General features: G+C 34.6%; 16 protein-coding genes. 11 read left to right on the forward strand and 5 right to left on the reverse strand.

All coding sequences use genetic code 11. The features are described 5' to 3' along the window. Positions 1 to 90 precede the first annotated feature (90 nt). From mreC to rodA, 4 genes are read left to right on the forward strand one after another with little or no spacing between them, the layout of a single operon-like run. The gene (gene mreC, locus E0F91_RS10650; protein WP_132066526.1) at positions 91 to 915 is read left to right on the forward strand and encodes a rod shape-determining protein MreC; all 825 of its coding nucleotides are present in this window, start codon (positions 91 to 93) and stop codon (positions 913 to 915) included. Continuing rightward, positions 908 to 1414, forward strand: coding sequence for a rod shape-determining protein MreD (locus E0F91_RS10655; protein WP_132066527.1), 507 nt, complete (start codon positions 908 to 910; stop codon positions 1412 to 1414). Before mreC ends, E0F91_RS10655 begins: the two co-directional genes overlap by 8 nt. Further along, positions 1411 to 3348: a penicillin-binding protein 2 gene (gene mrdA, locus E0F91_RS10660; RefSeq protein WP_132066528.1), complete on the forward strand. Its 1938-nt coding sequence runs from the start codon at positions 1411 to 1413 to the stop codon at positions 3346 to 3348. The genes E0F91_RS10655 and mrdA overlap by 4 nt, the downstream gene beginning before the upstream one ends. A gap of 20 nt (positions 3349 to 3368) precedes the next feature. After that, positions 3369 to 4604: a rod shape-determining protein RodA gene (gene rodA / locus E0F91_RS10665; protein WP_132066529.1), complete on the forward strand. Its 1236-nt coding sequence runs from the start codon at positions 3369 to 3371 to the stop codon at positions 4602 to 4604. A 343-nt stretch (positions 4605 to 4947) separates the two neighbouring features. Here rodA and E0F91_RS10670 read toward each other — a convergent pair whose 3' ends face one another. After that, positions 4948 to 7125 (reverse strand): carboxy terminal-processing peptidase, encoded by a 2178-nt coding sequence (locus tag E0F91_RS10670; RefSeq protein ID WP_132066530.1) that lies wholly within the window; start codon positions 7123 to 7125, stop codon positions 4948 to 4950. A 207-nt stretch (positions 7126 to 7332) separates the two neighbouring features. Here E0F91_RS10670 and surE point away from each other — a divergent pair, with 207 nt between their 5' ends. From surE to E0F91_RS10695, 5 genes are all read left to right on the forward strand, one after another. Next, positions 7333 to 8112 (forward strand): 5'/3'-nucleotidase SurE, encoded by a 780-nt coding sequence (gene surE / locus E0F91_RS10675; protein ID WP_132066531.1) that lies wholly within the window; start codon positions 7333 to 7335, stop codon positions 8110 to 8112. After that, positions 8105 to 8377: a hypothetical protein gene (locus E0F91_RS10680; RefSeq protein WP_132066532.1), complete on the forward strand. Its 273-nt coding sequence runs from the start codon at positions 8105 to 8107 to the stop codon at positions 8375 to 8377. Before surE ends, E0F91_RS10680 begins: the two co-directional genes overlap by 8 nt. Positions 8378 to 8459: 82 nt before the next feature. Next, positions 8460 to 9572, forward strand: coding sequence for a lipid-A-disaccharide synthase (lpxB, locus tag E0F91_RS10685; protein ID WP_132066533.1), 1113 nt, complete (start codon positions 8460 to 8462; stop codon positions 9570 to 9572). Positions 9573 to 9618: 46 nt separating this feature from the next. Next, positions 9619 to 10137 (forward strand): C40 family peptidase, encoded by a 519-nt coding sequence (locus E0F91_RS10690; protein WP_132066534.1) that lies wholly within the window; start codon positions 9619 to 9621, stop codon positions 10135 to 10137. A gap of 95 nt (positions 10138 to 10232) precedes the next feature. Continuing rightward, positions 10233 to 12269, forward strand: coding sequence for a ComEC/Rec2 family competence protein (locus E0F91_RS10695; protein WP_132066535.1), 2037 nt, complete (start codon positions 10233 to 10235; stop codon positions 12267 to 12269). A gap of 6 nt (positions 12270 to 12275) precedes the next feature. Here the strand turns inward: E0F91_RS10695 and E0F91_RS10700 are convergent, their stop codons facing one another. From E0F91_RS10700 to E0F91_RS10715, 4 genes are read right to left on the reverse strand one after another with little or no spacing between them, the layout of a single operon-like run. Continuing rightward, positions 12276 to 12734 (reverse strand): thioredoxin family protein, encoded by a 459-nt coding sequence (locus E0F91_RS10700; RefSeq protein ID WP_132066536.1) that lies wholly within the window; start codon positions 12732 to 12734, stop codon positions 12276 to 12278. Between the two features lie 44 nt (positions 12735 to 12778). Further along, the gene (locus E0F91_RS10705) at positions 12779 to 14587 is read right to left on the reverse strand and encodes a peptide MFS transporter (protein ID WP_132066537.1); all 1809 of its coding nucleotides are present in this window, start codon (positions 14585 to 14587) and stop codon (positions 12779 to 12781) included. 4 nt (positions 14588 to 14591) lie between these two features. Beyond that, entirely contained in the window at positions 14592 to 16136 is a 1545-nt protein-coding gene (locus E0F91_RS10710) for a peptide MFS transporter (protein ID WP_132066538.1), read from the reverse strand. A gap of 9 nt (positions 16137 to 16145) precedes the next feature. Continuing rightward, complete coding sequence (locus E0F91_RS10715) at positions 16146 to 18317, reverse strand: S9 family peptidase (RefSeq protein WP_132066539.1); 2172 nt, start codon at positions 18315 to 18317, stop codon at positions 16146 to 16148. Positions 18318 to 18496: 179 nt separating this feature from the next. On the opposite strand from E0F91_RS10715, the gene E0F91_RS10720 reads away from it, so the two are divergent. After that, positions 18497 to 19813, forward strand: a complete 1317-nt coding sequence (locus E0F91_RS10720) for a hydroxymethylglutaryl-CoA reductase, degradative (protein WP_132066540.1) — start codon at positions 18497 to 18499, stop codon at positions 19811 to 19813. Between the two features lie 69 nt (positions 19814 to 19882). Further along, entirely contained in the window at positions 19883 to 20800 is a 918-nt protein-coding gene (locus E0F91_RS10725) for a GYDIA family GHMP kinase (RefSeq protein WP_132066541.1), read from the forward strand. Positions 20801 to 20887 lie beyond the last annotated feature (87 nt).

Here is a 20887-nt window from a genome sequence, read left to right on the forward strand (position 1 = left end):
GAATTCTAAATTCGAATTTTACTACATTTTGTCAGTAGAATGGAATTTAGAATTTGATTTTTGATTTATTTAAATATTTAACTTTAAACAATGCAGCAAATATTTAATTTTATTTTTAAAAACAGTAACAGAATACTGTTTTTGCTGCTTTTGGGTACATCGTTAGCACTTACGATTCAATCCCATTCCTTCCACAGAAGCAAAATTATAAGTTCTGCTAATTTCTTAAGTGGCGGCGTTTATGAAAAAGTGAATAACCTAAATGAGTATTTAAATTTAAAAACGCAAAATGAAGCTCTTGCATTGGAAAACGCAAAGCTAAAAAGTCTTTTATTTAATCAAAAAGATACTTTCGCTCTAAAAAAACTAGACAGTCTGAAAGGAGTGAAATCAGAAGATATAGTTGTTTCTAAAGTCATAAAAAACTCCTATAACGTTTATGAAAACTACCTGACATTAAACTCAGGAGAATTAGAGGGTATAAAACCAGACATGGGAGTAATAAACGATTTAGGGATCATAGGAATCATTGAAAACACCTCCGCAAAATACTCGACAGTAATAAGTATTTTGAATAAAAGAACACAAATTAATGCTAAAATTAAAAAGTCAAACCATTTTGGTTCATTAAATTGGAATGGCAAAAGCACCGGTTTTGTGCAACTAACAGATCTTCCTAGATTAGCGTTGATAAAGATTGGGGACACCATTGTTACTGGTGGACAATCAGTTATTTTTCCTGAAAACATCAACATTGGAACTATCGCAAAAATCTATAGAGATACGCAAACCAACTTTTATACCTTAGATGTAAAACTTTTTAACGACATGACCAATTTAGGCCATGTGTACATTCTAAAAAGTAAAGATCGCGAAGAAATTAAGAATCTAGAAAAAAGAGAAAAAGATGAATAGCACCTTGTTAGTCAATATTTTCCGATTTATTCTGCTGCTGGCTATTCAGATCATCATATTCAACAATATGAATTTTTTGGGGTACATCAGCCCATTTCCATATATTTTATTCATTATATTATACCCGGTAAATGGCAACAAATCAGGCTTGGTGGCTGCCAGTTTTTTACTTGGAATCATCATGGATTTATTCAGTAATTCTGGAGGAACGCACGCTACGGCTTGTTTAGTTTTAGCCTATTTCAGGCCTTCAATTTTTAAATTTGCGTTCGGATTAAGTTATGAATATCAAACTATAAAGTTAAATGATGTTTTGACACCACAACGATTTTCATTTATATTACTATCGGTCATTATTCATCACTTTACCTTGTTTTTACTGGAAGCATTTCAAATATCTTACATCTTAGACACCTTAATTACCACATTATTAAGTACTGTTTTTACGATTATTATTTGTATCATCATCATATATCTTATTAAGCCAAATAAAAGATGAGAAAAGCCTTACTGCCGTCTTTAATAATTCTAGCTACTACGCTACTTGTGATGCGAATATTTTATTTGCAGGTGGTTGACGATACCTTGAAATTAAAATCGGAAAATAATGCAATTAAAAAGAAATTTGAATATCCCGAAAGAGGTTACATCTACGATAGAAAAGGAAAGTTATTAGTAGCCAATCAGGCATCCTATGACATTATGGTAATCCCTAGAGAAGTAAAAAAAATAGATACTTTGGAATTTTGCCAATTACTAAATATTACCAAAGAATCTTTTATCAAAAATATTAAAAAAGCTAAAATATATAGCCCGCGCCTTCCCTCTGTTTTTCTATCACAGTTAAACAAAAGTGAATTTGCTGCATTTCAAGAAAAAATAAGAAAATACGAAGGATTTTATGTTCAAAAACGTTCTCTTAGAGATTACGAAGTCACCTTTGGAGCAAATATTTTTGGATTTATCACTCAGGTGAATGAAAAATTAGTCACTAAAAACCCCTACTACAACAGTGGGGATTTAATAGGACGACAAGGCGTTGAAGAAAGTTATGAAGATCTTTTACGTGGAATAAAAGGCGTAAAATACATTCAAAAAGACAAATACAATAGGGAAATTGGCTCTTATAAAGATGGAAAATATGACACTATCGCAGTTCAAGGAGAAGATATTAATCTCACTATCGATGCTGAAATTCAAAAGTACGGCGAAGAGTTAATGATCAATAAACGAGGTGGAATTGTTGCAATCGAACCAAGAACTGGCGAAATATTAGCCCTTGTTACTGCTCCTTCTTATGACCCAGGAATATTAGTGGGAAGACAACGATCTAAAAATTATACTGAACTGTACCGTGATTCTATAGCAAAACCACTTTATGACAGAGGCTTACTGGCCGAATACCCCCCTGGTTCGCCATTCAAAATTTTAACTGGACTTGTAGCGCTACAAGAAGGCGTTATTGATGCCAATTCTACTGTGTTTTGCAATCGAGGTTTTAGCTATGCGAGAGGCCGTTTTATGGGATGCCATTGTCATGGAGGTGCGCTTCAATTGCATAGAGGTATTTTTGAGTCTTGCAACTCTTATTTCGCAACCGCTTACATGAAAACGATAAATAAGTATGCAAAACCCGCACAAGCAGTTGATATTTGGAGTAATCATGTGAAAAGTTTTGGATTGGGACAATTCATGGGGTACGATTTACCGACTGGGAAAAGAGGAAAAGTACCAGATTCAAAAACGTACAAACGCATCTATCCTAACGGAGGCTGGCGAAGCACTACTATTGTTTCTAATTCTATTGGACAAGGTGAAGTGCTTATGACACCTATTCAACTGGCAAATATGATGGCAACAGTAGCTAACGAAGGATACTATTATACGCCTCATATCATCAAAAAAATTGAAGGTCATAAAATTGACGAAAAATTTACCACAAAACATGTAACGACAATTGATAAAAAATTTTTCGCACCAATTATCAGCGGTTTATTTGATGTTTACAACTTAGGGACAGCTAGATCATTGCGAGTTGAAGGAATTGATATTTGCGGAAAAACAGGTACAGCAGAAAATTTTGCTAAAATTGGCGGAATTCGAGTAAAAATGGAAGATCATTCGATTTTTGTAGCTTTTGCCCCAAAAGACAATCCAAAAATTGCAATAGCTGTAATGGTAGAAAACGGAGGTTATGGAGCAACAATTGCAGGACCAATTGCAAGCTTAATGATCGAAAAATACCTCAGACAAAAAATCACTAGACTAGATTTAGAAAAAAGAATACTTACAACAAGTTTACAAGGTCGATATGCCAAATTAGGCGGACTTTCTGAAGCGGTAAAATTACAATTGAGAATTAGTGATTCTCTTCTAAAAAAGAAAACAATAATTCCAACTGTAAAAGTAAAAATAGACTCTACCAAAGTATAAAAACAAGCTATTAAATCCTGATGAAAAACCAAAGTATAACAAATAATATTGACTGGATAAGCATCATCATTTATGCGCTATTAGTTATTTTGGGTTGGCTAAACATCTATTCGTCTTCCTTATCATCAATGGAAGATACTTATGAAAAACAATTGATTTTCATCGTATTAACGATTCCTTTAATTTTCGTTGTGCTGTCGGTTGACGGGAAATTCTACGAGAAATATGCGAGTATCATTTTTGGGATTTCATTATTAACATTAGCGGGTTTATTTTTATTTGGAAAAACGATCGCAGGACAACGTTGTTGGTATGCCATAGGAAGTTTTACGATACAGCCCTCTGAATTTGCAAAAGCAGCAACTGCATTAGCATTGGCAAAATATTTAAGCGATACCCAAATCAATCTTAAAGATGTTGCCCGACAATGGCAGGCGCTAGCAATTATCATATTACCAATTTTACTTATCTTGCCCCAACCCGATCCAGGGAGTGCATTAATCTATAGTATATTCATCATCGTTCTATACCGTGAAGGACTTCCTTCTTGGTATGTTTGGACTGGATTTGTAACTATTTTTCTGTTTGTACTAACATTGGTATTAGAACCCCAATATGTAATTCTCATTGCATTAGCGGTACTAATTATGGTCCACTTTAAATCTCGATTAGCAGATAGAAATATCATTTTGAGCAGCATTCTATTAGTGTTAATTTCAGGATTCGTTCTCTCCGTGGACTATGTATTCGACAATATATTTAAACAACATCACAGGGATCGTTTTAATATCCTTTTAGGGAAGACGGTCGACATGAAAGGCATTGGATATAATACCAATCAATCTGAAATTGCCATAGGTTCAGGCGGATGGTTGGGAAAAGGATTTCTGGAAGGGACACAAACTAAAGGAGGTTTTGTTCCTGAGCAACACACCGATTATATTTTCACAACAGTGGGCGAAGAATGGGGTTTTGCAGGTTCTTTGGTAGTCATAGCACTTTTTGCTGGTTTGCTACTTAGAATAATCTATTTGGCCGAAAGGCAAAAAACAAAATTCAGTAGGGTGTACGGCTATTGTGTTGCAGGAATTTTATTTATGCACTTTTTTGTAAATATCGCTATGGTTGTGGGTATTTTTCCAACGATTGGCGTTCCGCTGCCCTTCTTTTCATACGGAGGTTCAGGACTTTGGGGATTTACAATTTTGTTATTTATATTTATAAAAATGGATGCCAATAAAGTAAACGAGTGGTAATTCAACAGCTTTAACTTAAAATAAATTATACAGTAACTAATCTTATTTGTTGCTGTGTTTCCTTAGAACAAAAGATAGAAATAATAAATGTATTCATCTAATTGCTAATTTAACGCAATCTACAAGTGTAGATTTTCGTTTAAAATTAAATGGTAATTTACAATTAACACGGTCTTTAATAGCTACCATTAAGCCAAGCTACATTTTAAATTCACAACATCAACTTACTTTTTTAATTCTAAACAATGTGCCTTACAATCTTAAAAAGATAAATGCCCAATACATTCTTCAAGATGTATTGGGCATTTTTAGTATTAAGACTTAAACCTTCTATAAAAACTACTTAAGATTTAGCCAGTTTATCTTTTTTAATCTTAACAGGTATACTGTTTTTAGAAACTGATTTCGATTGTAAATCATCTAAAACATTAAGGGCTTCTTCAACATAAATATCCTTAGACAAAGCTTCATGCCATCTCTCTCTCTTTTCTTTCAAAGTAACATCTTTATTCATCGCATCCGTCTCATAAGGCAATGATGTAAAAGTCAATGAATTTTTATAGTCTACAATAGGTTTGTATTTTTTTGCTTTCTCTTCAATTTCAGATTGAGCGATTTTGAATTTATCAATATTCAAACTATAAACATTCTCTTCGCTTCTACTGTCTATCCATTTCGCATTTTCTTCAATTAATTGAAATTGGGAGTTAGCACTAATTCTGCTTTTACTATTCGCAATGGCTTTATTAAAGTTGGTATTTTTTTCCCAAACAGTATATTCTGCTTGATCAATTTTATCCCAAGGCATTGCATTATCTACATCACGCTCACCCATTTTTAGATAAGCATAACGATCCGGCATAACAATATCGCTGCGTACGCCTTCTAATTGAGTTGAGCCACCATTTATTCTATAGAATTTTTGAGTGGTCGTTTTAATAGCACCTAAATCACCAACAGAACTACTACGCACAAATTGATTCAAATCAATCACATTTTGCACCGTTCCTTTACCATAGGTTTGTTTGCTTCCAATAATGATTCCTCGTTTATAATCTTGAATGGCTGCTGCCAAGATCTCAGAAGCGGAAGCAGAAAAACTATTCACCATGATCACTAATGGGCCGTCCCATTCAATTTTTTTATCTCGATCGTACAATACTTCTTTTTTTCTACCTGCTGATTTAATCTGAACAATTGGTCCTTGTTCGATAAATAATCCTGCAATATCAACAACAGTAGACAAAGATCCACCACCATCATCCCGAACATCCAATACGATTCCGTTTACACCTGCATTCTTTAATCGATCGACTTCAATGGCAATATCTTTTCCGGCATCTCTTCCATCTGCATTTTCAAAATCAATATAAAATTTAGGCAAATAAATCACTCCGTACTTTAATCCATTTTTGTTTACAATACTGGATTTTGCATACGTTTCTTCGATTTCTACAATGTCTCTAACTATTGAAATAATTTTGATGGTTCCGTCCACTTTTTTAACGGTAAGACGAACTTCTGACCCTTTTGGTCCTTTTATTTTTTTCACCACATCATCAAGACGCATCCCAACAACATCTACAGCTTCGCCATTTCCTTGTGCCACTTTCATAATTAAATCACCGGCTTCCAACTGCTTTCCTCTCCACGCTGGACCGCCAGAAATAAGCTCTGAAATCTCCGTTAAATCATTTTTCTTTTGTAAACGCGCACCTATACCTTCTAACTTACCGCTTATACTCACATCAAAACGCTCTTTCTCTTCAGCCGCAAAGTAGTTTGTATGCGGGTCAAAACGGGCCGTTATAGAATTTATATAAACTGAAAACCAATCGTTTCTATCCAAATCTTTTATAAAACCAAAATACTCATCAAGCGATTTAGCTGAACTTTCTCTCGTTTCTTTCTCTAAAACATCAAAGGATTTTATACTATATTTAGGATCATTTTTTTTCTTGTCCTCCTCTAATTTTTGTTTATCAATAAGAGAAGAAAGTGTAGACAATTTGATTTGTTTTCTCCATTTATCATTTAGTTCGTTAGCGTTTTTAGGATAAGGCGCTTTCTCATAATCAATATTGAAGCTTTCATCAATACTGTAGTCAAAAGGCTTACTTAGAACCTCTTTATAGATGTTCGTACTTTCCTTCATTCTTTTCATTAAACGATCATAAGTCAGATTGAAAAAAGACAAATCTTTATTCAATAACTGATCGTCCAATTGCAACTCAAATTTTGAAAATTCATCAATATCAGCTTGCATAAAGAATCTTTTGGATGGGTCCAATGCTTCTATATAATCCTTATAAATGCCTTTCGAAAAAGCATCGTCAATTGTTGCTGGGCTATAATGTCCTTTTTCAATAACAAAAGTTAACAATTCCAAAAGTAGTTTGTCTTTTTCAGGATCATTTGCTTTTGGCGAATTCATTTTAAATGCAAACAAAGTCACCGAAATAAATACGACAACGAGTATAATTTTATAATTTCTTTTCATAAAGTTAAGAATAGTATTCATGAATTTTTATTCTAATGTACGGTAAAAACTATGCCAACAGTAGCAGAGCTCCCCTAATTTTTTGTTAAAGATATAAAATAGTTTTTTTTTATTAAGCTAAATGATTCAAGATAACAAATTTTTATCTTTTGTTTACTTAATCCCATTCTGTGTCATTACATTTGCTATCAATATCATAAAAATTAATCTTTTTTTGCCAAAATACCAATGAAAAAATCTAGACCTTTAATTTTAATAACAAATGACGATGGTGTATCTGCGCCAGGACTTAGAGCTTTAATATCGGTTATGGCTGAATTAGGAGAAATTGTTGTGGTTGCGCCTGATACACCACAAAGCGCCATGGGTCACGCCATTACCATCAACAGCACGTTATATTTGAATAAATTATCTAAAGACAACGATCCTTTCTTAGAATATAGTTGCTCCGGAACCCCTGTTGATTGTGTAAAACTGGCTGTTAACGAAATTTTAAAACGAAAACCAGATTTATGTGTTTCGGGTGTGAATCATGGTTCAAATTCATCCATAAACGTGATTTATTCCGGGACAATGAGTGCCGCCGTTGAAGCAGGAATTGAAGGAATTCCCGCTATTGGGTTCTCGTTATTGGATTACGATTGGAATGCGGATTTCGACGCCATAAAATCTTTTATACGTAAAATATCGGTAGAGGTTCTTGAAAACGGACTTCCGGAAAGCGTAGTTTTGAATGTTAATTTTCCAAAATTAAAAGAAGAAGACATCAAAGGGATTCGGATTTGCCGTCAAGCGAAAGCAATCTGGGTAGAGAAATTTGATAAAAGAAAAACACCGCAAGGAAGAGACTATTACTGGCTTGCAGGCGAATTTGTAAACCAAGACAAAGGAGAAGATACAGATGAATGGGCTTTAGAAAATGGTTTTGTATCTGTAGTACCTGTGCAATTTGACTTGACTGCGCATCACGCTATTCAGCAACTTAATACCTGGAAATGGAATGAATAAAAAAGACGTATTGCTCGGATTTTTAATCGGGATTGCAACAACTTTGATTGGATCGTATCTCTTTATAACCTTTTTTACGGAGTTCACATTTATCGGTGGAATTGAAATCATGAAATCTCAAGGTAATTTAGGAAAGCTAATCACATTGGGATCGATCTTGACGCTGATAGCATTTGGAATTTTACTCAAAATGAATAAAGAAATCATGGCTCGCGGGGTAGTTTTGGCAGTCATTGCCTTGGCGATACTCACTTTATTTATTTAAGTTTATCTTTGCAACTGTATAAAATGATTCCAACAAAAATGATTTTATCCGTTTGATCTTAAAAATTCCAAATCGAAAAAACATGAAATATTATATAATTGCGGGAGAAGCTTCAGGTGATTTACACGGTTCAAATTTGATGAAAGAGCTGTACAAAAAAGATCCCACTGCTGACATCCGGTTTTGGGGCGGTGATTTAATGAAAAATGTCGGCGGAACTTTAGTGAAACACTATCGTGAATTAGCATTCATGGGATTTATTGAAGTGATTTTTAATTTAAAAACGATTCTGAACAACATTAAAATATGTAAAAAAGACATTCTTGCATTTCAGCCTGACGTTCTTATATTCATTGATTATCCTGGTTTTAATTTGCGAATTGCCAAATGGGCCAAAACATTGGGAATGAAAACTCATTACTATATTTCTCCACAAATTTGGGCTTGGAAAGAAAGTAGAATTACAGATATTAAGCGCGATATTGATAAAATGTATGTGATTTTGCCTTTCGAAAAAAAGTTTTACGAAGACAAACATCATTTCCCAGTGGAATTTGTTGGTCATCCACTGATTGATGCCATTCACAACCAACCAGCAGTTGATCCCATTCTTTTCAGAAAAGAAAATCAATTAAACGACAAACCAATTATCGCTATTTTACCCGGCAGCCGAAAGCAGGAAATCACTAAAATGCTAAGTGTAATGTTAAGCGTTGTAAAAGATTTTCCCGAATATCAATTTGTAATTGCGGGTGCGCCTAGTCAGGAATTTTCTTTTTATAAAGATTTTATCACGCAAGAAAACATAAAATTCATCTCAAACAAAACCTATGATTTATTGCGAAATGCAACTGCAGCGTTAGTCACATCCGGAACCGCAACACTGGAAACGGCATTATTCAAAGTTCCTGAAGTTGTTTGTTATAAAGGCAGTTGGGCTTCCTACCAAATCGCGAAACGAATCATCACGTTGAAATACATCTCATTAGTGAATTTGATCCTAGATGAAGAAGTGGTAACTGAGTTAATTCAAGACGAATGCACTACAAAACGCATTCGGGAAGAACTCGAAAAAATATTAAAAACGGACCATCGCAATACGCTTTTAGAAAAATATGCGTTACTAGAAGAGCAATTAGGCGGAATTGGAGCCAGTGAAAAAACAGCTGTACTGATTGTAAATGATTTAAATTAAGCTCAAATTTATTTCCGAATTTTAATATCAACTTAAAAAAACTCTTTTGAAACGTATTGCATTCCTACTCTTCATTATCATTTTTTTTACGGCTTGTAAATCGACATCGCCAATAGTAACTTCGAAAAAGGGAGAGCCAATAGAGAAATTATCTCGATCTGAAAAGAGAAAAACAAACCAATTAGCAGAACAATTAATTGACACAGCTGCCGATAACTTGGGTGTGAAATATAAATATGCAGGAACAACTAAAGCGGGTTATGACTGTTCCGGATTAGTTTTTACCGTCTTTAATTCAGAAAATATTAGTCTACCGCGCAACTCGTTTCAACAATCGAAAATAGGTATTGTTTTAAATCCAAAAAAAGATCAAGCTCAAAAAGGCGATTTGATATTCTTTAAAACCGATAAAAACAAAACAATAAATCACGTTGGAATCGTAATTGAAGCCACCGATGAAGAAATAAAATTCATTCATTCCTCGACCTCAAAAGGAGTAATTATTTCCTCGACCAAAGAACCGTATTACCAAAAAACCTTTGTTCAGATTAACAGAGTACTTTAACTAGTACTCTTTTTGGGGAAAATTTAGCTTTTGGAATTATAAAAATCTAAAAAGAAATAAATCCGTTTCTTACTAAAAATGTGTACTTTAGATTCATGAAAGTACTACAATTCCCACTGGCAAGAATTACGATCGGGTTTCTATTGGGTTTACTTTTTGCTTTTTACCTGCAACCTTCCACATCGGCAGTTTTTATTGCGCTTGTCACATCGACCACTATTTTTGGTGTACTTTATTTTTTGTCAAAAAACAGAAAACAGTTAACGCTCTATTTTGGAATTGGGACATATTTTTTGTCTTTTATCATCGGAATTGCAACCCAAATAGCACATACTGATTATTTCCAAAGAAGCAATTATATTCACAACACGGCAGTTTTTGAACAACCGCAATTCATTTCTTTAACGATTCGAGAAAAAATGAAAAGTGCTGCTTTTAGCGATCGCTACCTTGCTATTATCAATCATATTGATCAGAAAGAACAAACCGGCAGAATCATATTGAACATCCAAAATGACAGTTTGCATCACGTTCTTGAAGTTGGGAATTCTTTGTTGATCAAAGGGACCTTAACAAAAAACAAACCTCCCAATAATCCGAACCAATTTGATTACAGCAAATACCTTGAAATCAAACAAATCTATGCGCAACTGTATGCTGATGTTGACGAAATAAAAATTGGAACAGAAGTAGAGAAAAATATCTGGTATTATTCTTCTAAATTGAGAAAACGGATTATTCGAAATTTAGAAAAAAACAACTTCAACAAAACAGAACTAAACGTTGCCATTGCCTTAATAATGGGACAACAACAAGATATTTCACCAGACATTATTCGGGATTATCAATTTGCAGGAGCGGTTCATATTTTATCTGTTTCCGGATTACACATCGGCTTTATATTGCTTTTTGTAACCTTTATTCTAAAACCAATTCCCAATAGCAAGCGGGGTTCATTTATTAAATTAATCATTATTCTCCTATCGTTATCCATGTTCGGGATAATTGCCGGATTAGCACCTTCGGTAGTGCGCTCTGTAACGATGTTTTCGTTTGTCGCCATTGGAAATCATCTTCGCAGAAAAGTCAATATTTACCACACCTTATTGGTTTCAGTACTGTTAATTCTACTAGTCGAACCTTCGTTCTTATTTGATGTTGGTTTTCAATTAAGCTATATTGCGTTGTTTTTCATCATTTGGTTGCAACCGCTTTTATCCTCCATTTGGAAACCAAAATACAAGGTTTCAAAATATATTTGGGATATTCTAACGGTATCCTTTGCTGCCCAAATTGGTACTTTACCACTCAGCATTTATTATTTCCATCAGTTTCCCGGTTTGTTTTTTATAACTAATCTAATTATTATTCCACTACTGAGTATCATTATGATTTTAGGAGTTTTGGTGATGCTTTTGGCCGCGTTCAACATGATTCCCGCATTCTTGTCCCAACTGTTGGAATGGAGTATTTATTATTTAAACAAAATCATCAATGCAATTGCTTCTTTGGAACAGTTCATCATTCAGGATATTCCACTTCATATTTACCTGTTAATCAGTGGTTATTTATTATTGTTTACGGTAATCCTTTGGTTCAAAAAACCGAGTTTCACTAAATTGGCTTTGGTCTTGATTTCCATTCTCATTTTACAATTTTCCTATTTTAAAATACAGTGGAAAATTCAAACAGAACAAGAATTAGTGGTTTTCAACAGCAAAAAAAATACCTTAATTACAGAAAGAAAAGGCGAAAACATTTTGGTTTATGCCAACGACAGCATTTTGAAAACTGCTCAAAAAAACAGCATTTTAAAATCCTATCGAATTGGAAACTTTAGCATTTTGGAACAGAAAAAACGACTTCGAAATTTCATATTCTTTAATGGAAAAAAGATTTTTATTTTAGACAGTTCGGGGGTATATCCCAAAAACATCAACCCTGATATTATCGTATTGACACAATCCGTAAAAATAAACGCAGACCGTATGCTTGAAGAAATGAAACCCAAATTAGTTGTAGCTGATGCATCCAACTTTAAAAACATACAAAAACTATGGAAAGCCAGTTGTGAAAAACAGAAAATCCCTTTTCACGCAACTGGCGAAAAGGGATTTTATAAATTGAATTAAGAATTTCTATTTTTTTAGAAAACCATTTGCGACAGCCAACCAAGCTGTAGGTCCACCGGCAACATAACCTGTACTTCCAATGCCTTCAAAATTGACTTTACCCTCTTTTGTGGTAGCATTTGCCAAGATAATGGTCGGGAATCCTTGAATTCCAAAAGCCATTTGCAATTCGTTATTTTGTTTTTTAATATCTTCTGACTGTGGCGCTTTCCTTGGATAATCCAGTTCGACTAAAACCACATTTTCGTTGGCCCAAGCTGCAAATTCAGGTGTTCTCAAAACTTCTTTTTGCAAACGAATACACCATCCGCACCAATCACTTCCCGTGAAAAATAGCAATAGTGGTTTCTTGGTTTCAGTAGAAATTGCCATTGCCTTCATGACATTGGTTTCCCAAACTAATTCTTGTGCTTCGGCGGCAAATGAGCCAGCAAACAATAACAAAGCAACTATGATTTTCTTCATATTTATAATTTTATTGATTCAAAATCAAAAATGATGCCTAACGTTTAACGAACCCCGTGCATCAATTTTTTAATAACCGGAGTCATGGCTACAGAGAATAAAGCAACTACAATGGAGATGATAGTCAACATCCAAAAGAAGTAACTCAGTCCGTGTTCATTGGCAATTTTATCAATATTTTCTCCAAACATACCGGCACCTTTCATCCCGATTGCTACCGCTAAATACCAAACACCAAACATAAATGCAATCATACGAGCCGGAACTAGCTTACTCACATAAGACAATCCAACTGGAGAGATACACAATTCAGCCATAGTATGGAAAAGATACACTAGAATCAACCAAATCATACTTACAGATGCTGTTTTCGCACCTGCTTCGATTCCGCTTGCGCCAAAAGCTACACAAGCCATTCCAAGGGCTAATAATCCCATTCCGATTCCGTATTTCAAATTCGCAGAAGGATTGTATTTACTTTCCCACCATTTAGAGAATAACGGTGCTAACGAAATAATAAACAAAGAGTTTAGGGTAGAAAACCAAGTGGCTGGAACTTCCGTTAAGGCCGTGGTAACTTTGTCAATTTTCAATGCTTGCAAGGTTGAATCTGACAATGATAAATAGCCTGCTGTATAATAATCTTTTGTCAACATCCAGATTGCTATAGCCCAAATAATGATAAAACTTATACTTAAAATAATATTTGCAAGGGCATAGAATTTAAAGGTCTGTTTGAATAATAAAATCAATACCCAAGTAATAATTACCAAAGGTAAAATGGTAATCAATGAATTCATCACTAAAAACACCACACTCCAATTACCTGTTAAAACACGATCCGTATAATCACTGGCAAAAATGGTTAAACTGTTTGGCGACTGTTCAAAAATTGCCCAAAAGAAAATAGTTAAAAATGCGAAAAATGTAACGGCTATTAATTTTTCTTTGGTGATTTTAGAATATTGAGTAAATCTGTAAATCAACAATATAATAAATACGACTAAAGCAGAAAGAATAGCAATAGCGTTTCCATTAGGACCTAAGAATGAAAAAATATTCACTTTGCCTCCTGATATTTTTGAAGCGGGATCATTTACAAGCCATAATAAAGCTAAAATAGAGGAGAAAGCTATTGCTGCTAATTGTATTGGAGAAAAAGGATTTCTTTTATCTGTATCCAATGCTTCCGCTTTTGCTTTGCTTTCTTTATTTGGTTTCAAACCAATGTCACCAAAGATATCTTGAGACAACCAAAACTGTAACATTCCAAAGAACATAAAGATTCCGGCTAAACCAAATCCGTAGGTCCAACCTACTTTTTCACCTAAATAACCACAAAGTAAAATCCCGAAGAACGCTCCGGCATTTACACCCATATAAAATAAAGTGTACGCACCATCTTTCTTTTCTGGACGGTCTTTGTACATTTCCGATACGATTGATGTCATGTTTGGTTTAAAGAAACCATTTCCAAAAACCAACAATACTAATCCCAAATAAATAGAAAACTCAGTCTCGACAGCCATAGAAGCGTGTCCTAAAGTCATTAAAGTGGCTCCAACAACAACAACAGCCCATCTAAAACCAATTACTTTATCGGCAAAATAACCCCCTAACATGGTAGATAAATAAACCAAACCTACATAAGATCCAAATAATGCAGACGCATTTTCACGAGTCCATTCCCAACCACCATCTGTAAAGGAAGCTGTTAAAAATAAAATCAATAAAGAACGCATTCCGTAGAATGAGAAACGCTCCCACATCTCTGTGAAAAACAAAACGAATAATCCCGCTGGATGCCCTAAAACGGTACTTTTAAAAAATTGATCTGTAGTATTTTGATTCATATTATTAATTGTTTAATTCTTTATCTACTCCGTGCATTAATTTTTTTATTACTGGCGAAAGTACTAATAGTAACAGTCCGAAACCAAGTCCTGTGTAAAATAAGTATTCAAAAAGCACTAAATAACTCTGTTTTGCTAAGTTCAAATCAGGCGCTGTACCATTTGATGTATCGACAGAAGCGATATTTGCTAAAATGGAAGCAATAAATTCAGAACTGGCTGTTGCCAAAAACCAAACACCCATCATAAAACCAACTATTTTTGCTGGAGATAATTTAGTCACTGCAGAAAGTCCTACCGGTGACAAACTCAATTCCCCACAAGTATGTAAAAAATAAGCTAATATTAACCAGATCGCTGCTACTTTTCCTGCACCAGAAAGATTAATACCCATCACTAATGCACCAAAACCTAAACCAACGAAAGCTAATGCGAAAGCAAATTTTACTGCTGTATTCGGATTGTATTTTCCTAATTTCGGCCATATCCAAGCAAAAACTGGAGCTAATAAAATTATAAACAACGCATTAAAACTTAAGAATTGTCCAGCAGATACTTCATAACCAAAGATTGTTCGGTCTAAAATCCGGTCCGCAAATAAATTCATGGAAGTATACGCTTGTTCAAACAATGCCCAGAAGACTATTGTAAAAACAATCAGAATTGTTAAAGCAATCAATTGGTGACGCGCTTTTCCATCTAACTGTGTAATGGCAAAGTAAACAATATAAATAAAGGAGATTCCACCTGCAATTTTTAAAGCCCATGAAACCGCATCGTGATTTTGAACCATTTGCCAAAACAATAACGTTGACAAAACACTTGCTGCATAAATCAACCATTCATTTTTAAGTCCAAACGATTTGTTTTCTAAGAAAGATGGATTGTTCGATTCTCCTTTTCCCATCAATAATTTCCTTCCGGAAATAAAAGTCAGCAATCCAAAAAACATTCCGACACCAGCTGCACCAAAACCATAGCTCCAGCCGTATTTTTCCCCAAGCCAAACGCAAATCAAAGTAGCCATAAACGACCCTAAGTTGATCCCCATATAAAACAAAGTGAATCCGGAATCCCTTCTTTTGTCACCCGTTTCATATAACTCACCCACTAAGGACGAAATATTGGCTTTTAGAAAACCAACTCCAACAATAATTAACGATAGGGAAAAGTAAAATATTTGCAAGGCGGTTTCGTCCCGCGTAATTTCGCCTGTTATGGATTCTGTTGCGGCATTTCCTTCATATGCCATTCCTATATGACCCAAAACCAACATAATACCACCAAAAACAATTGCTTTTCTAAATCCAAGGTATTTATCGGCTATGAAACCACCTATTACTGGCACAGCATATACTAAAGCAGCATAACTACCAATTAATAAGTTCCCTGAAGAATCCGAAAACAAATGGTATTTTGTCAGATAAAAAATCAATAAAGCTTTCATTCCGTAGAACGAAAACCGTTCCCACATTTCGGTAAAAAACAATATAAAAAGCGCCTTTGGATGTCCAAAAAATTCTTCCTTATTCAATGCGTCGTTTGTCATAAAGCGCTGTTATAAATTTTCTTTGATAAAATTAGTCATTTTTGTGTACAACTGAACTCTGGTTTTTCCGCCATAAATCCCATGATTATTGTCTGGATAAATTTGCGAATCAAATTGTTTGTTGGCCTGAATCAAAGCTTCCATCATTTGCATGGAGTTTTGAACATGCACATTATCATCTCCTGAACCGTGAATCAAAAGGAATTTTCCTTTCAATTTATCCACATGATTTATGGGTGAGTTATCATCGTAACCGCTCGCATTTTCCTGTGGTGTTGTCATGTAACGTTCCGTGTACACACTGTCATAAAAACGCCAGTTCGTCACTGGAGCTACAGCAATTGCCATTTTGAAAACATCATTCCCTTTCATGATACAATTAGATGCCATAAATCCACCATACGACCAGCCAAATATACCAATTCTAGCTTTATCCACAAATGCGTAATTTCCTAATACTTTAGCAGCGTCTATTTGGTCTTCTACTTCGTATTTTCCTAATTGCAATTGCGTCACTTTTTTGAAATCAGCTCCTTTAAAACCAGTTCCGCGTCCGTCAACACAAGCTACAATATACCCTTGTTGTGACAACATCATAAACCAGTAATCATCAGTACTATTCCATTCATTATTTACTTGTTGCGAACCAGGACCCGAATATTGGTACATGAAAACTGGATATTTTTTTGCTGGATCAAAATCTTTCGGTTTAATCATCCAAGCATTTAGTTCATTTCCTTTTGCTGTTTTCAAAACAAAAAACTCTTTTGCCGGTAAATCATAGCTTTTTAGCTTTACAACCAAGGTTTCATTGTTCTCAATAACTTGGACTTGTTTTCCAAATTTAGCATCGTTCAATGTATACGTCGTAGGTTGAGCCGCGCTAGAAAACGTGTTAATGTAATATTGAAAATTCGGGCTGAAGGTCGCCGCATTCGTTCCTGTAAATTGAGATAAACGCACTTTGTTTTTTCCGTCAAGACCTATTTTGTAAACATCTCTGTTGATCGATCCATTCTCAACAGACTGATAGAAAACCGTATTTGTCTTTTGGTCTAAACCATAATAATTAGTTACTTCCCATTTTCCTTTGGTAATTTGGTTTTTCAATTTTCCAGTTTTGTCATATAAATAAATATGGTTGAAACCGTCTTTTTCAGAGGTCCAAATAAAACTGTTGTCTTTCAAAAAGGTCAAATTATCCGTTACATCAACATACGCTTTATCTTTTTCGTTCAAAACTACTTTTGCAGCTCCTGAATTACCATCGATAAATAACAAATCTAAATTATTTTGATGGCGATTCAATACCTGTGCCGACAATGTATTTGCATCGTTAGTCCATTTCAATCTGGCAATATAAAAATCAGTGTATTTCCCTAGATTTATATTTTTTACCGCATTTGCATTCACATCATATATATGTAACGAAACTACAGCGTTCTTCTCCCCTGCTTTTGGATATTTGAAGGTTTGCATCATTGGATACAACTCTTTTCCAAACATCGACATCGAAAATTCTGGAACTTGACTTTCGTCAAAACGAATGTAGGCTACTTTTTTGCTGTCAGCGCTCCAATCGAAAGCTTTTACAAAAGCAAATTCTTCCTCGTAAACCCAATCCGTAATACCGTTAATAATGCTGTTTTTTTGTCCGTCTGTAGTTATGGGAGTTGATGTAGCAGAAACTAAATCATATACATACAGATTATTTTCTTTGGCGTAAGCAATCTTTTTCCCATCAGGTGAAAAAGTAGGCTCCTGAACCTGAAAATCGAATAGTTTTCTTAATTTTTTATTGGTGATGTCATATAAATAATAGTCCGCAGTAAACGAGTGGCGGAAGATTTGATTGGTATTGCAAGCCAATAAAATCATTTTTTCTGAAGCGTCAAACGTGTAACTATCAATCCCGCCAGACAATTCTCTGTGCGATTTTGTATCTATTAATGTTGACACTTTTTTCAATGTTGCAAAATCATACAAATCAATCTGCATGCTTCTGGACTGCCTATCCGCATTCAACACCGTGTACTGATTTGTGTTTTTCAACGATTGTAATTCATCCATTCCCTGAGCTCGAAATGTACCGTTATAAAGTTCATCAATTGTGATTTTTTGTTGACCAACAACGGTAAAACACAAGAATAAAAATAATGCTATAATTTTTTTCGAATACATACTATTTATTTAAAGATAAAAACCGTCAATTTTAGTGAAAAAATTACAATTATCGGTCATTTTATATGTTAAATGTAAAAAGTATTATAAAAAATAACCTTTCGCTGAATATAATTTGATTGTAAATAAAACGGCTAAAACCGTATCTTTGCAACTAATTACACCATAATCAATTGAGAATGAACAAGGCTATTAGCGGATTTTCTAAATTATCCAAAGAAGAAAAAATTAAATGGATTGCCGATCAATATTTTTCAACACCTACAGAAGCCATTGCCTTGCTGAAAAACTATTGGAATACTGATGAAAAAATACAGAAATTACACGATGAATTCATAGAAAACACGATAACCAATTTCTATATTCCACTTGGAGTTGCTCCTAATTTCCTGATTAATGGAAAATACAGCACCATTCCCATGGCTATTGAGGAAAGTTCTGTGGTTGCTGCTGCCGCAAAAGCTGCTAAATTTTGGTCCACGCGAGGCGGATTTAAAGCAACGGTAATCAATACCGAAAAAATTGGTCAGGTTCATTTTATTTATAAAGGTGACGTTTCAAAACTGAACTTGTTTTTTGCGCAAAACAAAAATAAATTTTTCTCAGAAACCGAATCGATTACCACAAATATGCAAAAACGCGGTGGTGGAATTTTAGACATTATTCTAAAAGACAAAACTGATTTATTGCCCAATTATTTTCAGCTGCATGCCACTTTTGAAACCAAAGACAGCATGGGAGCAAATTTCATCAACTCTTGCTTAGAACAATTTTCCAAAACATTAAAAGAAGAAGCACATCATTATGACTTGTTCACGGAAACGGAGAAAGACATTGAAGTCGTAATGAGTATTCTTTCCAATTATGTTCCAAATTGCATCGTAAGAGCTGAAGTTTCTTGTCCAATTGCAGACTTAGAAGAGAAACACATTACGAATCCTCTGGAATTTGCCGAAAAATTTGTGCAAGCCGTACAAATCGCTGAAGTCGAGCCGTATCGTGCCGTAACGCACAACAAAGGAATCATGAACGGGGTGGATGCTGTCGTTTTAGCAACAGGAAATGATTTCCGTGCTGTCGAAGCAGGAATTCACGCCTACGCTTCCCGAAACGGAAAATATTCCAGTCTTTCCCATGCCAAAATAGAACATGGTGTTTTTACTTTTTGGCTAGAAATTCCTTTAGCATTAGGAACTGTTGGTGGTTTGACTTCGTTGCATCCATTGGTAAAATTATCATTGGAAATGCTGGAAAAACCGTCTGCCAAAGAATTAATGCAGTTTGTAGCCGTAGCGGGTCTGGCCCAAAATTTTGCCGCTTTACGTTCCTTGACGACAACCGGAATTCAGGAAGGACACATGAAAATGCACTTGAATAACATCATCAACCAGTTTGAAGCCACCGATGAAGAACGCATTTTAATTCAGAAACATTTCAAAAAAAATACCGTATCGCACAGCGCTGTGGTCTCCTTTATTGAAGGTTTAAGAAAATAAATTTTAGAATAAGCTCAGATTTCCTAGCCTTTAAGGAGTAAAAAAGATACTGAAATAAATTCAGCATACATGAAAAAAACATTCTACAGTAACGGAAAACTTTTAATCACGGGAGAATACCTGGTTCTTGATGGTGCCAAAGCTTTTGCATTACCCACAAAAATGGGACAAAATCTAATTATAGAAGAAGGAAGCCGTAAAAAAATCATCTGGAAAAGTTACGATGCAGATGGAAGTATTTGGTTTGAAGACACGCTTTTATTTTCTGATATCTCTAAAGGAGTAGCTGCTGAAAATGAATCGGTCAAAGCTACACTTACTACTATTTTGCACGAAGCATTTAAACTCAATCCAGATTTCATTTTAAATTCAGATGGTTACATTATTACTACTGAACTTGGATTTCCGAAAAGCTGGGGTTTGGGAACGTCATCGACTTTGATAAACAACATTGCCCAATGGTCGCTAATCGATGCTTTCACATTACTTAAAAACAGTTTTGGAGGTAGTGGTTATGATATTGCGTGTGCACAAAATGACACTCCTATTGTATATCAGTTAAAAAACGGAAAACCTGTTATTAAAGAAGCCACTTTTAATCCAGAATTCACACAAAACCTATACTTTGTATATCTGAATAAAAAGCAAAGCAGTAAAACTGCAATTGCTGCATACAATATGAATAAAAAGAATAATCTACCTAGAACGATTGCATTAAATGACGTGATAACATCCGAAGTTTTGAATGCTTCAAAAATTCAATCTTTTGCTTCAGCTATACAAAAACACGAAGCACAAATGAGCAGTATTCTGGAAACGCCAACGATAAAAGAAGCTGTGTTTCCTGATTTTAATGGTGTGATAAAAAGTCTGGGAGCTTGGGGAGGCGATTTCGTAATGGCAATTGCAACTAAAAACCCAAGCGACTATTTTATTTCAAAAGGATACGAAACCATAATTCCTTATGAAGAAATGATATTGTCTTAGTTGCAATAATTAATCATATTCCTCAAAATCCTATTAAAAACAAAATCCCGATACATTCAGCATGTATCGGGATTTTTATTTTGATTA

Origin of the sequence: Flavobacterium sandaracinum (genome assembly GCF_004349135.1) — a bacterium.
Taxonomy (GTDB): Bacteria; Bacteroidota; Bacteroidia; order Flavobacteriales; family Flavobacteriaceae; genus Flavobacterium; species Flavobacterium sandaracinum.

Coding starts and splice junctions, on each gene's coding strand:
- surE (WP_132066531.1), top strand. CDS start 7,333: ATGAAAAAATCTAGACCTTTAATTTTAATAACAAATGACGATGGTGTA.
- E0F91_RS10725 (WP_132066541.1), top strand. CDS start 19,883: ATGAAAAAAACATTCTACAGTAACGGAAAACTTTTAATCACGGGAGAA.
- mrdA (WP_132066528.1), top strand. CDS start 1,411: ATGAGAAAAGCCTTACTGCCGTCTTTAATAATTCTAGCTACTACGCTA.
- rodA (WP_132066529.1), top strand. CDS start 3,369: ATGAAAAACCAAAGTATAACAAATAATATTGACTGGATAAGCATCATC.
- E0F91_RS10655 (WP_132066527.1), top strand. CDS start 908: ATGAATAGCACCTTGTTAGTCAATATTTTCCGATTTATTCTGCTGCTG.
- E0F91_RS10715 (WP_132066539.1), bottom strand. CDS start 18,317: ATGTATTCGAAAAAAATTATAGCATTATTTTTATTCTTGTGTTTTACC.
- lpxB (WP_132066533.1), top strand. CDS start 8,460: ATGAAATATTATATAATTGCGGGAGAAGCTTCAGGTGATTTACACGGT.
- E0F91_RS10705 (WP_132066537.1), bottom strand. CDS start 14,587: ATGAATCAAAATACTACAGATCAATTTTTTAAAAGTACCGTTTTAGGG.
- E0F91_RS10720 (WP_132066540.1), top strand. CDS start 18,497: ATGAACAAGGCTATTAGCGGATTTTCTAAATTATCCAAAGAAGAAAAA.
- mreC (WP_132066526.1), top strand. CDS start 91: ATGCAGCAAATATTTAATTTTATTTTTAAAAACAGTAACAGAATACTG.
- E0F91_RS10670 (WP_132066530.1), bottom strand. CDS start 7,125: ATGAATACTATTCTTAACTTTATGAAAAGAAATTATAAAATTATACTC.
- E0F91_RS10680 (WP_132066532.1), top strand. CDS start 8,105: ATGAATAAAAAAGACGTATTGCTCGGATTTTTAATCGGGATTGCAACA.
- E0F91_RS10695 (WP_132066535.1), top strand. CDS start 10,233: ATGAAAGTACTACAATTCCCACTGGCAAGAATTACGATCGGGTTTCTA.
- E0F91_RS10700 (WP_132066536.1), bottom strand. CDS start 12,734: ATGAAGAAAATCATAGTTGCTTTGTTATTGTTTGCTGGCTCATTTGCC.
- E0F91_RS10710 (WP_132066538.1), bottom strand. CDS start 16,136: ATGACAAACGACGCATTGAATAAGGAAGAATTTTTTGGACATCCAAAG.